This is a genomic window from Dictyobacter sp. Z7_2, assembly GCF_057551105.1.
This window is the reverse complement of the sequence record NZ_BAAJPE010000001.1, coordinates 1,423,830-1,437,383: the sequence shown is the minus strand read 5'-3', so window position 1 is coordinate 1,437,383 and position 13,554 is coordinate 1,423,830. Positions and strand designations below refer to the sequence as shown.

Annotated in this window: 12 protein-coding genes; 4 read left to right on the top strand and 8 right to left on the bottom strand. The window is 52.1% G+C overall.

Annotated features, from left to right (window positions below; all coding sequences use genetic code 11):
- Window positions 1-28: 28 nt before the first annotated feature.
- Window positions 29-1,708 (top strand): MDR family MFS transporter, encoded by a 1,680-nt coding sequence (locus tag AC27N8_RS05520; protein ID WP_487064771.1) that lies wholly within the window; start codon window positions 29-31, stop codon window positions 1,706-1,708.
- Window positions 1,709-1,832: 124 nt separating this feature from the next.
- Here AC27N8_RS05520 and AC27N8_RS05515 read toward each other — a convergent pair whose 3' ends face one another.
- On the bottom strand, window positions 1,833-2,201 hold the full coding sequence (locus AC27N8_RS05515) for a thioredoxin family protein (protein ID WP_487064769.1): 369 nt from the start codon (window positions 2,199-2,201) through the stop codon (window positions 1,833-1,835).
- Window positions 2,202-2,319: 118 nt separating this feature from the next.
- On the opposite strand from AC27N8_RS05515, the gene AC27N8_RS05510 reads away from it, so the two are divergent.
- Entirely contained in the window at window positions 2,320-2,715 is a 396-nt protein-coding gene (locus AC27N8_RS05510) for a MerR family transcriptional regulator (RefSeq protein WP_487064767.1), read from the top strand.
- Between the two features lie 136 nt (window positions 2,716-2,851).
- Here the strand turns inward: AC27N8_RS05510 and AC27N8_RS05505 are convergent, their stop codons facing one another.
- The 3 genes from AC27N8_RS05505 to AC27N8_RS05495 all read right to left on the bottom strand — a co-directional run bounded on the left by AC27N8_RS05505 (window position 2,852) and on the right by AC27N8_RS05495 (window position 6,505).
- Window positions 2,852-3,322: an RHS repeat domain-containing protein gene (locus AC27N8_RS05505; RefSeq protein WP_487067906.1), complete on the bottom strand. Its 471-nt coding sequence runs from the start codon at window positions 3,320-3,322 to the stop codon at window positions 2,852-2,854.
- Window positions 3,323-4,129: 807 nt separating this feature from the next.
- A complete protein-coding gene (locus AC27N8_RS05500; RefSeq protein ID WP_487064765.1) occupies window positions 4,130-5,746 on the bottom strand; it encodes an FAD-dependent monooxygenase in 1,617 nt (538 codons plus the stop codon).
- Window positions 5,747-5,821: 75 nt separating this feature from the next.
- Complete coding sequence (locus AC27N8_RS05495) at window positions 5,822-6,505, bottom strand: TetR/AcrR family transcriptional regulator (RefSeq protein ID WP_487064763.1); 684 nt, start codon at window positions 6,503-6,505, stop codon at window positions 5,822-5,824.
- Window positions 6,506-6,669: 164 nt separating this feature from the next.
- On the opposite strand from AC27N8_RS05495, the gene AC27N8_RS05490 reads away from it, so the two are divergent.
- Together AC27N8_RS05490 and AC27N8_RS05485 are read left to right on the top strand one after the other, a co-directional pair.
- Entirely contained in the window at window positions 6,670-8,664 is a 1,995-nt protein-coding gene (locus AC27N8_RS05490) for a hydantoinase/oxoprolinase family protein (RefSeq protein WP_487064761.1), read from the top strand.
- A gap of 17 nt (window positions 8,665-8,681) precedes the next feature.
- Complete coding sequence (locus tag AC27N8_RS05485; RefSeq protein WP_487064759.1) at window positions 8,682-10,262, top strand: hydantoinase B/oxoprolinase family protein; 1,581 nt, start codon at window positions 8,682-8,684, stop codon at window positions 10,260-10,262.
- Window positions 10,263-10,308: 46 nt separating this feature from the next.
- On the opposite strand, the gene AC27N8_RS05480 is transcribed toward AC27N8_RS05485, so the two are convergent.
- The 4 genes from AC27N8_RS05480 to AC27N8_RS05465 form a co-directional block, all read right to left on the bottom strand.
- Window positions 10,309-10,761 (bottom strand): nitroreductase family deazaflavin-dependent oxidoreductase, encoded by a 453-nt coding sequence (locus AC27N8_RS05480; RefSeq protein ID WP_487064757.1) that lies wholly within the window; start codon window positions 10,759-10,761, stop codon window positions 10,309-10,311.
- 119 nt (window positions 10,762-10,880) lie between these two features.
- Window positions 10,881-11,486 carry a P-loop NTPase family protein gene (locus tag AC27N8_RS05475; RefSeq protein WP_487064755.1) on the bottom strand — a complete coding sequence of 202 codons (606 nt, stop codon included), beginning with the start codon at window positions 11,484-11,486 and terminating at the stop codon, window positions 10,881-10,883.
- A 383-nt stretch (window positions 11,487-11,869) separates the two neighbouring features.
- Complete coding sequence (locus AC27N8_RS05470; RefSeq protein WP_487064753.1) at window positions 11,870-12,370, bottom strand: hypothetical protein; 501 nt, start codon at window positions 12,368-12,370, stop codon at window positions 11,870-11,872.
- Window positions 12,371-12,558: 188 nt separating this feature from the next.
- Window positions 12,559-13,449 (bottom strand): helix-turn-helix domain-containing protein, encoded by an 891-nt coding sequence (locus AC27N8_RS05465; RefSeq protein WP_487064751.1) that lies wholly within the window; start codon window positions 13,447-13,449, stop codon window positions 12,559-12,561.
- Window positions 13,450-13,554: the final 105 nt, after the last annotated feature.

Sequence of the window (13,554 nt, the reverse complement as noted above, 5' to 3'; positions counted from 1 at the left end):
TTCAGGTAGGCAGGAAGGTATTGTAGTCATGGCAACCACACACAGTGAATCGATGACGGGCGATCTCGCTTTGCGTAACGATTCAATCAACGCTCAACCTGTTGAGACGTTTGAGAGGCCGCGCTACTCCAAGCGCGAAATTTATTCAACGATGGCCGGAGTCCTGCTGGTCATGTTGCTTGCCTCACTTGACCAGACCATCGTTGACACAGCGATGCCTCATATTATTACAGATCTGCATGGATTTGATCTCTATACATGGGTCACCACCGCGTATCTACTCTCATCGACCGTGATGGTCCCGATCTACGGGAAGCTCTCCGACATCTTCGGACGTAAGCCAATCTTCTTGATTGGCGTTGTACTCTTCCTGACAGGATCAGCCCTCTCGGGTGCCTCTCAGACAATGGTACAGCTTGTGGCCTTCCGTGCCTTCCAGGGCCTGGGAGCTGCTGCTCTGATGCCAATCGCCATCGCCGTGGTTGGAGATCTCTTCACCGCTCGCGAGCGCGGCAAATGGCAAGGTGTCACAGGTAGCGTCTTCGGCCTCTCAGCCGTTGTTGGTCCGACCCTGGGTGGTTGGATCACAGACCATGCCTCATGGCGCTGGGTCTTCTACGTCAACCTGCCTGTCGGCATTATCGCGCTGCTCGTGCTGATCTTCTTGATGCCAACGCTCAGAAGCAAACGTGTTGGAAAAGCCATCATCGACTATCCAGGAGCGATCCTGCTGGCGGCTGGTACTGTCCCGCTGCTGCTCGGCTTCACCTGGGCTGGTTCGAAGTATCCCTGGCTCTCCGCTCAGACGCTGGGCATCTTTGGCGGATCACTCGTTATCATTGCCATCTTCATCGTCTACGAAGCGTGGCGCGAGAGACATGATCGGCAGCCGATTATCGATCCGAGTATGTTTAAAAATCGTATCTTCAGCGTCTCAGTGTTGATCACCATGATCACCAGCATGGGCATGTTCGGAAGTGCCATCTTCCTGCCTCTGTTCGCACAGGGAGTCCTTGGCTTCTCCGCCACAGAGAGCGGTCTGCGCCTTGTTCCTCTGATGGGAGGCTTGATCTTCAGTAGCATTATCGCTGGCCTGCTGGTCTCGCGCTTCGGTAAATACAAATGGATCGCTTTCACCGGCATGGCCATCACGATCGCTGGATCGTTCTTGCTCGTGCAGTTGAACATCAACTCGACGAACCTGGAGTTGATCCGCGACATGATCGTGCTGGGAGCTGGACTCGGCTTCAGTATGTCCCTGTATACCCTGATTGTGCAGAACGCTTTGCCCAACAAGCTTGGACAGGCGACATCGGGTCTGACTTTCTTCCGCTCGATTGGTGGTACGATTGCTGTCGCGGCGATGGGATCGGTTTTGAACTCAAGCTACATTCCAGCTTTTCACAACGCACTGCCAGCATCGCTGAAAGCGGTCCTGCCAGCCAGCGCCATCAGCACATTCGATGATCCAAATGTACTGCTCGCACCTGGCATCCAGGAGCAATTCCAGGCCAAGCTAGCGGCCTACGGTCCAGCCGGACACACCCTCTATACGCAGTTGATGCAGGCCGTCAAAGTTGGCTTGACTGAAGGTGTGCATAACGTCTTCGTCTTCAGCATGATCATCATGATCATCGGCTTCTTTGCCATCTTCTTCTTGAAGGAGATCCCACTGCTTGGTAGCAAAGCGAAAGAGGCAGCCGTCTAGGCTCCTGAGGATGCCGCTGAGGCTACCGCCGCCGTCGTTATCGACTAGCCAGGGCAGCACGCCACACAATCAAAGAGGTTACCACCAAAATGGTAACCTCTTCTTTATGGGATGATTGAGCGGATTACTTGCTTGCCGCGCCGATAGTTATCTCCGCCAGTAGACGCTCGATGCTTTGCTGCAAGCGTCCAGGATGCGGTCCGACCAGACTTCCAATCGGCTTCCCGCCCGCAAATAGGATAAGCGTCGGAAAGCCCTGAACGCCAAAACGGGTCGCGGCCTGTGCATTTTCATCGACATCTATCTTGGTAAAGATCAACTTGCCCTGATAGCTATCGCTCAGACGCGCATAGACCGGAGCCAGGGCGCGGCACGGCGGACACCAATCCGCTGTAAAATCGACGATCACCGGGAGCGTAGCATTAAGCACACGCTCATCAAAGTCCTGATCTGTTATCATGAACAGGTTGGGATGATTTTCTGTCAAAGTCATTTTTTCTTTCCTCTCGACATATCTGCTAAAAAACTGTAGTCGATAACGTTTTTATCGGCTACAATGAGTATAAAAGTTAAAGTGCACTTGAAGTCAAGCATAAAAAGGTCAAATATTTATGACAGAACTCACTATCAGCGAAGTTGCTCGGCAAGCGGGTATCCGCGCCTCGGCCATTCGTTACTATGAGAGCGTGGGACTCCTGCCGCAGCCAGTGCGTGTTAGTGGTCAGAGACGCTATCAGGCTAGCATACTGCGTCGATTAGCATTCATTCAATCCGCTCAATCTGTCGGCTTCAGCGTTGCTGATATGAAGACACTCTTCCAGGAACTGGATGGCGCAGCTCCACTCTCCACGCGCTGGCAGAACCTCGCACAGCAGAAGCTGGTCGAAGTTGATACGCTCATGTTGCGTGCACGCAGCATGCGTCGTATGTTACAGCAAGGTCTGCATTGTAACTGCTCCGATCTCGACGAATGTATCGATTGCGTCCTCCAGATCCATTGCAAGTAGCAGCGTCATTACAACCAACTCGTTCGGAGGACGTTTCAAATGGAGGTGAAGCGCTCTTCCGCATTGCCTGTATTGCTCGTGGCAGGTAGCAGATCCGGTATCAACAAGTCCTGACACTCTATGAACAAGGTCTCCATCAAGCTCTGTTTTTATTTTTTACATAAAAAATGAGCACAAGTATAACTACAGTACCTATGAAAATAAGAAGAACTAAATATGGGAGGGCCTTTATTGAAAAGAGGATTAAACAACTAATAAAAAGCAAGAAGCCATCTAAAGTATAAAGGAAGATAAGAAATGCTAATTTTGCAGATGAGGGCCTGCGTTTTGTCAGAACTCCAAATAAAATACTAGCAAGTATCATAAATACTAGTAAAAATAGCATAAATACTTTTTGATATCCCAAAAAATCAATCACTCTTTTGTCCTTCCAGACTTTGTTTACAATAACGTATCGACAGGCACAGCCCGCACCACTTGTATCTGTCTCATTGATGGGATTATTATCAGCGTAGATATACGGATTCGCCTTGGTGGCCTCCTGCAAACTGCCCCCAATCGGCGTCGCCTGCGTCCAGCGTCCAATGGTCGCATCATAGTAGCGTATCCCGAACTTGATGAGTCCCGTGGTCTTGTCGATATAGCCACTGGCATAGCAGTTGAAACTGGCTATACTCCTTTTGATTTTGTCTTGTCACTTGATGATCACACTGATGGCTTTCAAGCTCAGTTAAGATACAATACTGATCTATAGAGCCTCAAGACGATGCAACGCATGGTTGATCACTGGCGTGTCCTTTTGGAGTCTGTCGTGGCAGATCCTAACCAGCATATTGCGAATCTCCCTTTGCTGACTGGTCGTCCTGCGATAAGCTTGACGTGTGCATAAATAGAGGTCCGTTCATATGAGCATAGATGAAAACAGTAGAAAAGAGGTGAAAATGGATGAATAGTGTTCGTGATGAACATCGATCTAGATAATATATAGAATTGTTGACCGAGCGGCATTTTCTACTTTAGTTTAGAAAGTATATACAAGAGAAATCAAGAATGTCAATGCATGAAACAGAATTTACAAAATTCTAATATTGTTATGCCAAAAGAAACATAATGAATACATTTGATACATTATGGAAAAGATATTGGAAAGTAGCTGTATCGCGGAAGGCTCGGGAATGGATGAGTTTTTTTCCTATGAGCTACTTTAACGGCAGAGCTTATGAAGATTTGGTTTACATTTCATTGCCAGAGAGGTAGGATAGCGACAAATTGTGAGTTTTTATATCCTGCCATGCATTGAATCCAACCCATGTGAAACTTCTTCCACATGGGTTGGATTCAATGCATGGCAGGATACAAACGTCTCATGCTACTTTTGGTCACAGTGCAGTCCAACCAGCAAGTTTTTCCTGGTTTAGACAGGTATTTTTGCCGACTGGATATGATAATGTTGGGTGAGATAATCCTCAAGAGCGTTGGGCGTGAGTGATGCCGTACGCAAGGCGAGATAGCCGTCGGGTCGGATAAGGATCAATTCTGGGCCATTAATGCCATAGCGTTGGCGCAGTGCTGCGTTGGGATCGTTATTGTCGATGCCGTGATCGATCTGGTAGGCGCTGATGATCTGCGGATAATCAGAGGCGATCCGGTCCTTCAATGTCTTGATGTTCGAGACGCTGGCTGCCTGTCCGTCCGAGAAGATGAGCAGGACGTGTCTGGTATCGTGCAGAAGCTCGAAAAGTTGCCGGGTCGAGGTGTCCTCTGTGGCCTGGATGGGAGCGTCGAGGGCGCGATCGCCAGCACGGAGGTGGCTATGATCTCCATTTTGTCCGGCGATGAGGGGGCTGTGGCGATAGTTTATGTCGGTCTCCGAGATGGCGTTCATGATGCGTCGTTGGATTGGTCTGATGGGGGCGGCGATTGGCATGATGTGATCCCTTAAGGTAGTGACGAGTGCATTGTGCGACCAGATGAGGCGTGAGAGTTGCTTGGTGGAGCGTAAGAGTGCGGCACCAACCGGCTCCCGCTCGGCATTATAGCTATCGAGCAGAGATGCTGGAGCTTGTTCCGAGACGACCATAGCTAACTTCCAGGCGAGATTAAAAGCATCCTGTATACCAGTATTCATTCCTTGCGCGCCAACAGGTGAATGGATATGGGCGGCATCACCGAGCAGAAAGATGCGATCCTTCCTATAGTTTTTGATTTTGCGCTGGTTAATGTGGAAGCGCGACGACCACGTTGGATTGTATACGCGCACGTCTGGTGGACCAAAGGTGTCGATGGCCTGCTGTATCTCGGCGAGCGTGATATCTCCTTTTGGATCTGTGGGTGGCTTGTAGGCGATAAAGATGCGATATTGCTGATTGAGCATCGGGAAAAAGGCCAGCGCATCGCCGTCGTGGAGATAGACCAGACCTCCATCAGTGGGAAGTTTGCCCTCCACGGAGAGATCGGCCAGGACAAAGCTTTCTTCGAAGGCTGTGCCCTCGAATTTTATGTCCAGTAGATGGCGGACTGTGCTATGAGCTCCATCGCAGGCGAGCAGCCAGCGTGTTGAGACCTGTTCCTCGGTGCCATCGAGGTTGCGGAGCGTTACCTGTACCTGATCGTCTGTCTGTGTCAGGTTGAGCAACTCTATCCCGCGCTCGATCGTGACCCCTTGCTCCAGTAGATGTTCGTTCAAGACTGCTTCCGTCTTGTTCTGAGGGATCATCAGGATGTAGGGATAGGGGCTGTCAACGACTGAGAAGTGGATCTGCGCGAGCCGCTGCCTGTTGCTGTGGAGCGTGAAGTTCGTGACCGGCCTGCCCTGGGCCTGGATCTGTGCCGCAATGCCCATTTTTTCTAGCAGTTCGAGGGTGCGTGCCTGGATACCTAATGCTTTGGTTGTCTGTGCGATCTGTAGCGATTTGTCGATGATGCGGAAGCGGATACCTCGTCGTTGCAGCTCACTTGCCAGAGCCATACCGACTGGACCAGCTCCTGTAATCAGAACATCGTATAGAGGTGTTTGAGATGATGTGTTCATGCCATTCTCCTGTCTGTGGGTTGGCCAGATCGGCGTGTTTGCTCGATCTGCTAAAATTCCATCGTTTCTGTGTGCTCATTCGCTGGCTTTCATGATGATAGCTACAATCGCTTCAAGTCGCTCAGGAGGAGGTAAAGATGCCTCTTTATCAGGCTGTAACAGGCCGTCGAGGAGCGCGTATGTGAGCAGTGAACCGATAAACATCCGCACCATGGCCTCCGTATCGGGGATGTCGACCAGTCCTGCCTGCTGAGCCCGCTCAAGGATGGTTGTCAGAAACTGTATTCCTCGTTGCGGGACCGTTGAGCGAAAAATTGCTCCCAACGATGCCTCGCCGGCTTCTGCTCCTGACATAGATGTCTCAGTCGTCTGGAAAAGATGAGAGAAGCGTGGCATCTCGGTCAGCAACATGCGTAAAAATGCTATATACTCTGGCTGCATCATGATTGTGAGCAGCGTATGCGCAGACGTCATCAGGATGGCATGGAGCTCCTCACGGCTCTTCGCCTCCGGCAGCGTTTGCAATACTCGCGCATGCTGAGGATGCTCCAGCGTCAGATGCCGTAGCACCGCCACAAACAGCTCTTCCTTGCTGGCATAATAGCGATAGAGTGTCTCCTTGGAGGCGATGCCGGCGCTTTTCATGATCGCGTCCGTGCTTGTGGCAGCGAAGCCATACTGCGTAAAGAGCTGCTGCGCCGAGGCAAGGATGCGCTCACGTGTTTTTTCTGTGCGTGTCTTTGCTTGTATCTCTGTCATTGTTCACCTTTATCGTATCGTACTGTACGGTACGATTATAGCATATGCATTGAAAGAATGCAAGCAGAAATCTGTCAAGCGCGGCGAAGACACATTGTCGCTGGCGATGTTGATTGCTTATAATGATAGTAGAGATGGAATATCTAGGTATGAAGGGATAAGATATGACCACGGTGCTGGTTGGTGTCGATACTGGAGGCACATTTACGGATCTGGTGCTGGTGCAGGATGGTGCTCTACGTGTGCACAAAGTGCTCTCGACGCCCGATGATCCCTCGCGTGCGATCCTGGTTGGTCTGAGGCATCTGGATGTGTTGGACAATCTCGATGTGCTGGTACACGGCTCGACGGTGGCGACGAATGCGGTGCTTGAGCGTAAGGGTGTGGTGACTGGCTTGATTACGACGGCTGGCTTCCGCGATGTTCTGGAGATTGGACGTCAAACGCGACCGAGTCTTTACAATCTGCGGGTGGAGGCTGTCCCGCCGCTGGTGCCGCGTCAGTTGCGCGTGGAGGTGCTTGAGCGACTCGATGAGCGTGGCAATGTCCTGACCTCGCTGGATGAGACTTCCGTGCATGACGCTCTGGAGCTGTTGAGGGTGTCGGGCGTAGAAGCCATCGCCATCTCATTGCTGTTCAGCTTTACCAATCCCGAACATGAGCGGCGGGTAGCCGAGGCGGCGCGAGCTTTAGGGGTCTATGTCTCGGCGTCCTGCGATATCGTGCCGGAGTTTCGCGAATATGAGCGTACCAGTACCGTGGTCCTGAATGCCTACGTGGGTCCGCTGATCGATCGCTATCTGGAGCGGCTTGAGGTGGCGCTGCCTGAGAGATCGCTCCTACGCATTATGCAGTCCAATGGAGGATCTATCTCAAGCGCCATGGCCCGACGTGAGGCGGCTCGCACGTTGCTATCTGGACCGGCCGCGGGCGTGGTTGGAGCCGCATTTGTGGCGCGCACATCTGGTATTGAACGCATCATCACGCTGGATATCGGAGGGACGTCGACCGACGTGGCTGTTGTCGATGGCGCTGCGGTCGAGACGACGAGTGGCAAGATTGGTGGCTATCCGATCAAGCTGCCGCTGCTCGACATCCACACGATCGGTTCCGGAGGAGGAAGTATCGCCTGGTTTGATGTCGGGGGAGCGTTACGCGTGGGACCAGCCTCCGTGGGAGCTGATCCAGGCCCGGCGGCCTACGATCGCGGAGGCTTGGAGGCGACTCTGACCGATGCGCATGTGCTGCTTGGACGCCTGATCCCGGATGCTTTCCTGGGAGGCTCTATGCAACTCAGCCCTGAACGTGCCGCTGAAGCCATCTCGACCATCGCCCGGCAGATGGATTTTTCATTGGAAGAGGCCGCATTGGGTATCATCCGTATCGCCAACGCCAACATGGAAGCCGCTATTCGCCTCATCTCAGTCGAACGGGGAGGAGATCCGCGTCAATACACGCTGGTCGCCTTTGGCGGAGCCGGACCTCTGCATGCCTGTGATCTTGCCACCGCCTTGCGCATCCCACGTGTCCTGGTGCCCGCCACGCCTGGAGTGCTCTCAGCGCTCGGCATGCTGATCGCCGACACGCTCAAAGACTATGTGCGGACTATCATGCTCCCGATCGAGGATTCCCTGGATACGATCACCTCCACGTTATCCGCGTTAGTCGAGCAGGGAAGCCGCGACCTGCTCGCCGAAGGCATCCCGGCAGACAGCATCGCCCTCGAACGCTCGCTGGATCTGCGCTACGTTGGACAATCCTACGAGCTAACGATCCCTTTTGAGAACGATCTTGGACGTTCCATCCATGATTTCCATGCCGAACATGAGCGACGCTTTGGCTATGCTGATCCCGGTGAGCACATCCAGGTCGTCAACGTCCGACTCAAGGCGCGGGGAGTCACGACCGCTCCCGCGCTTGAGCAGCAGGCAGCAGAGCCGGACAACGTCGTTGAGCCGCTCATGACGCGTCCAGTCGTCTTTGCAGGCGCGCAAGGTCCCGTGAAACATGACACACCAGTCTTTGAGCGTTCTCATCTCAAGCCCGGCTGTAAGCTGCTGGGACCAGCAATCATCACGCAGTACGACACCACTACCGTGGTGCCTCCTGGATGGCGCGTCCAGGTCGATGCACCTGGAAACCTCATCATCGAAATGTAGCGTTTTGAATAAAGGAAATGCCTGTGGTCAATCCCGTTGATTTAGAGATCTTTCGCAGTACGCTAACCGCCATCGCCGAAGAGATGGGTGCCGTGCTGACCTATAGTAGCTACTCCCCTAACATCAAGGAGCGGCGGGATTTCTCCTGTGCTCTCTTCGACAAAAATGGTCGCTTGATCGCTCAAGCTGCGCATATTCCTGTACATCTAGGCTCGATGCCGGACTCCGTCAAGGCCGCTCTGGATTCCTTTGAGCATTTTGCTCCCGGTGATAGTATCGCCTTAAACGATCCTTTTTTCGGAGGCTCACACCTGCCTGACATCACCATCATCACGCCGATCTTTGTGCAGAGCGAAGGTAGCTCACAACTGCTCGGCTTTGCCGCTAATCGGGCGCATCACTCCGACATTGGGGGCATGTCCCCCGGATCGATGCCGCTGGCCACCGAGATCTATCAGGAAGGATTGATTATCCCGCCGATCAAGCTGTGGGAGAACCATCAGCCGAACCAGGCGCTGCTCGCGCTTGTGCTGCGCAACGTCCGCACGCCACACGAGCGTCGGGGAGATCTCTCCGCACAGATGGCCGCAAATCGCACGGCAGCGCGGCGCATGCAGGAGGTCGTGGATCGCTGGGGCTTCGCTTCTCTGGAGGAGCATTTCCAGGCTCTGATCGACTATGCTCAACGGATCACGCAGGCTACCATTACCGCCATCCCAGATGGTCGCTACGAATTCGGTGACGCTCTGGATGACGATGGCATCACCGCTGAGCATGTGGCGATCCGTGTAGCAGTCACCGTGCAGGGAGATCAGGTCAGTATGGACTTTACAGGCAGCAGCGAGCAGGTGAGAGGGAACATCAACACCGTTGCCTCCGTGGCCAGATCGGCCTCCTACTACGCTATCCGCTGCCTGATGCCCGACGACGCTCCCATGAATCACGGCACGTTTGCTCCCGTGACCGTGATCGCTCCCGTAGGAACAGTCGTCAATGCGCGACCGCCTGCCGGAGTTGCGCAAGGGAACGTTGAGACATCGCAGCGTATCACCGATGTCATCTTTGGAGCGCTCGCGCAGGCTCTGCCGGAGCGCATCCCGGCGGCCAGTCAGGGCACCATGAACAACATAACGGCGGGAGGCATCGATCCGCGCACGCAGCAGCCGTTTGCCTATTATGAGACCATGGGCGGTGGGATGGGAGCTCGTCCCGGTCTTGATGGTCTCTCGGGCGTACACACGCATATGAGCAATACGCTCAATACACCCATTGAGGCCCTTGAATACGCTTATCCGCTGCGTATCACCCGTTATCAGTTGCGCGATGACTCGGGTGGGAGCGGCGCAAATCGTGGCGGGGATGGCCTTTTGCGCGAGATCACTTTCGAGGTTCCGACCGATGTTACTTTGCTGACCGAGCGACGCCGTCTGGCCCCCTATGGCTTATCAGGAGGCGAGGATGGCCTGCGAGGAGAAAATCATCTGTATCACGATGGGCAGGAAAGCGCCTTGCCGGGGAAAGTTCGCTTTCGAGCTGCACCAGGCGATCGCTTAACGATAGCCTCTCCCGGTGGTGGTGGCTGGGGAGCGAAGCGCTAACCTGGCGTTAGTGCTTTCGCTGCCCGGAAGATAGTTATCTCATTGGTTATTTTTTCACCAGCTCGACAACCGGGATCTTGCGTGTCGTAGTCTTCTCGTACTCGGCAAAGCGTGCGGAGGATGCCGCCTGCTTGGTGTATATCTGTGCGCGCTCCTCTTCTCCTAGCACGACGCCTGTAGCAGAAAACTTCTCATTGCCAATCTCGAAGGTGACATCAGGATGCGCAACAATGTTATGATACCAGTCTGGATTTGTGGGGGCGCCCGCCTTGGTTGCGAAGATAAATGTGCGTCCATTCTCGCTATAATACACTAATGGATGCGTACGCGGCTGCCCACTTTTGGCTCCGGTCGTATTGAGCAGAAGCAGAGATGCACCTGCGAATGGTCCACTGACTTTTCCACCGTTGGCACGGAATTCCTCCACAATTTGACGATTCCAATCCATCTGCCCCTGCCAATCGATCTTGCCATAGCCATTATTAACGTTCTGTGTCATTATTTTTCCTTCTTATCCACAGTCAGCCTGCTAGCCGACGTGAACACTCAATTGTGAATAGATTTGTTCCATAAATTATTCTTATCCTTATTAAGGATAGCACATCAGCCAAACCACAGTCACAATTGAGCGAGGAATGTAAATAAGCGTTCTCGATCAACTCTGGTTTTGACAAGCACCAATTTTTCCTGATATTGCTCAAGATACATGCGGACCACCTTATCTGTAGGCGGTATTGAAAACTCCTGATACGTCTCGATATATGTCCTCCAGAAATCTGCGGTTGGCGGTGTGGACAGGTCTCGCTGCGCTGCCAGACAGGCCTGGAGAACTTCTCCTGATGATTTATGATCAGGATCTTGATTGAGAATATAACGATGGGTATCTTTAACAAGCTTGATAAGCGCTTTGACACCATTTATTCCAGGATACAAATTAGTGCCCCGCAGGCTGTTCAGGACGTGACGACGAATCATCCGCCACGCAGCCAGCGGCCAGGAGACCTCAAGCAGTACGATGTAGTCGGCGTGATACAAGAGCGGCTCCGTCCAGACAAGATAGATCCCTTCGGCGACCCATGATGGCTGTTCTGCGTTGGCAATGATCTCTTCGGGCTCCCAATTTACCCGATCAAGCTCATAGTGAGGAATGTGCAAGCGCGAAGATATTTCCTGTGCTAACGTCGACTTGCCGCTACCTGCAGCTCCCAGAATATGTATTCTCATGCTAGTTGTCTCTTTCTCTTCAGATTTTTAATATGTACCATTTATAGAAGAATTACATGAGTCTGAAAGAGGACATGAGAGGTGAGGAGACTATCTGCATGATGATAGCTTGATTTAATGTAATGTAGGATAAATTACTTACCAGAGATCCATGCCAATACCTGCATAGTGCCCGCTACTCCATACCTCTAAAGATCATGAAATGCCCGTGCTGCTATGTACCATCACTTTTGTTATGAGACGGATTACATAGTGAGCAAGAAGAGGGTATCTTTTGTTTTTTACTTCATGAAACTGGATGGAGTTAGCGGTTAGCTGGCATAGATGTGAGAACCTCCAGGAAAATAATTGAATACATGTATATTCTAACAAACGCGAGGAAATTAATCAATTGGAATTGGCTGACGCCCGCAAGGCTTTTTGCTGATATCTGCTGCAAATCCTTCCGTCTCTGCCAGGACATGCCTTTTGAGAAAGTAGCCAAGAGCCGTGGTCATAGAGAGAAGGTGGAGCAAGGGGTGTAGTGCCACCTCAACGGTACAGGAGAAGTTCGCCGATTGAGCCGTTTGGGCTGTCACCTGCATCGTCCAGCGAACTGGAACGGTGATCGGCACCAGGTGGAGGAAATAGGCTCGGCTTCGGTGAGAATACAGTTCCACATATGCGGCTTCTGCTTGGACCTCGCGATAATGCTGGATGAGCAGGGCTGCACCCACCGACTCTACGTTGATCATTCCCCGCCCTTTTTCGTCGAAGAACGTGCCAGCGGCGCGGTGGCCTTGTTCAGAGGCCTGGTACTCAGCATCAGACAATGTGAAAAGCCATTTCGCAAGGTGTATACCCTCGATGGGAATATTGAGTATGGTTGTTCCGGTATATTTCATAATATTTTCCTTTTCTTAGCATCGCGCTACTTGCGTGCTGACTGCCTCTGTTCTTAAAAATATGCTGCTGCCGTTTGTTTCCTGCGTTAGTATATGCGCTTGAGAATGTCTGTGAAGCTGATCAACCAGGCGGCTCGTGCGTAGTATAGGTTATCTGTCTCTTCTCAGTCTTGAATATTTCTCTGGAATCATAGAACGTTTCTACGCTCTTTTCGTAAGACGCCAGGCGTTACTCCCAGCAGTCGGCGAAAGTGGCGTGTCAAATGGCTTTGATCAGCAAAGCCACACTGTGACGCGATCTCATGAATGGAGAGATCTTTGGTTGTAAGGAGTCGCTTGGCATGTTCGAGACGACAGGTAATGAGGTATTCATGTGGAGCCTGCCCCATGGTGCGTTTGAAGAGTTGCGCAAAGTGTGAGGGACTCACATTGGCAATCCGTGCCAGTTCTACGACTGAAATGTCTTGCATGTGGAAGTCATGGATGTAGTCAAGTACCTGACGAAGTCGTATTCCACTGAGATCGTCGGGCGCTTCCAGTTTCTGCGCATTGATCGTACTATAGTGCCGTAATACATGGATCGCGAGGGAGGTCCCAAGCGATTCTGAATAGAGCCTTGTATGGAAGTCTGCTGATTGGAGTTCACCCAGGAGCGTCAAGCCAAAAAGCTCAACGGTTGTGTCGGCAGAGAAGGAGTGTGATATGAATTGAATACGACTCCCATCAATGTCGCTGGCGTCAAGAATACTACGCATAAATGCCGGGTCGAACCTCAGGAATAGCACATCTACATCCATGGGCCAACAGCCACTGGGTGAGCTCTCGGCAGTGATGAGGGCGTGGTCGCCTTTATTGATCAGCCGATTCGTTGTGATGGGTCGAGCGCCGGTCTGAACAAGCAATCGTGGTTGTCCCAGATAAAGAAGAAGGAGATGAGCGTCAAGTCCTTTTTGACCCTCTACTTGACCGGGAGGAACGATAAATTGTTCGACTTCAATGCCTCGCCACGCCAGCGACTTGCTTGAACTAATGGGAGCAAATTTTTGAGAAAAAGGACGTGTATCAAGCTCTTTATTCATAAGGTTTATGCCCTCGTTAACGCAGTATGTACGTTTGCTTACATGATATTGACCGACTATTCTAAGCTTAACTTTGTATCATGTTGGGGAATGAATCAGGCGATG

What these genes read in the sequence shown, in the direction of transcription:
- AC27N8_RS05520 (WP_487064771.1), top strand. Translation starts at nt 29, where the DNA reads ATGGCAACCACACACAGTGAATCGATGACGGGCGATCTCGCTTTGCGT.
- AC27N8_RS05515 (WP_487064769.1), bottom strand. Translation starts at nt 2,201, where the DNA reads ATGACTTTGACAGAAAATCATCCCAACCTGTTCATGATAACAGATCAG.
- AC27N8_RS05510 (WP_487064767.1), top strand. Translation starts at nt 2,320, where the DNA reads ATGACAGAACTCACTATCAGCGAAGTTGCTCGGCAAGCGGGTATCCGC.
- AC27N8_RS05500 (WP_487064765.1), bottom strand. Translation starts at nt 5,746, where the DNA reads ATGAACACATCATCTCAAACACCTCTATACGATGTTCTGATTACAGGA.
- AC27N8_RS05495 (WP_487064763.1), bottom strand. Translation starts at nt 6,505, where the DNA reads ATGACAGAGATACAAGCAAAGACACGCACAGAAAAAACACGTGAGCGC.
- AC27N8_RS05490 (WP_487064761.1), top strand. Translation starts at nt 6,670, where the DNA reads ATGACCACGGTGCTGGTTGGTGTCGATACTGGAGGCACATTTACGGAT.
- AC27N8_RS05485 (WP_487064759.1), top strand. Translation starts at nt 8,682, where the DNA reads ATGCCTGTGGTCAATCCCGTTGATTTAGAGATCTTTCGCAGTACGCTA.
- AC27N8_RS05480 (WP_487064757.1), bottom strand. Translation starts at nt 10,761, where the DNA reads ATGACACAGAACGTTAATAATGGCTATGGCAAGATCGATTGGCAGGGG.
- AC27N8_RS05475 (WP_487064755.1), bottom strand. Translation starts at nt 11,486, where the DNA reads ATGAGAATACATATTCTGGGAGCTGCAGGTAGCGGCAAGTCGACGTTA.
- AC27N8_RS05470 (WP_487064753.1), bottom strand. Translation starts at nt 12,370, where the DNA reads ATGAAATATACCGGAACAACCATACTCAATATTCCCATCGAGGGTATA.
- AC27N8_RS05465 (WP_487064751.1), bottom strand. Translation starts at nt 13,449, where the DNA reads ATGAATAAAGAGCTTGATACACGTCCTTTTTCTCAAAAATTTGCTCCC.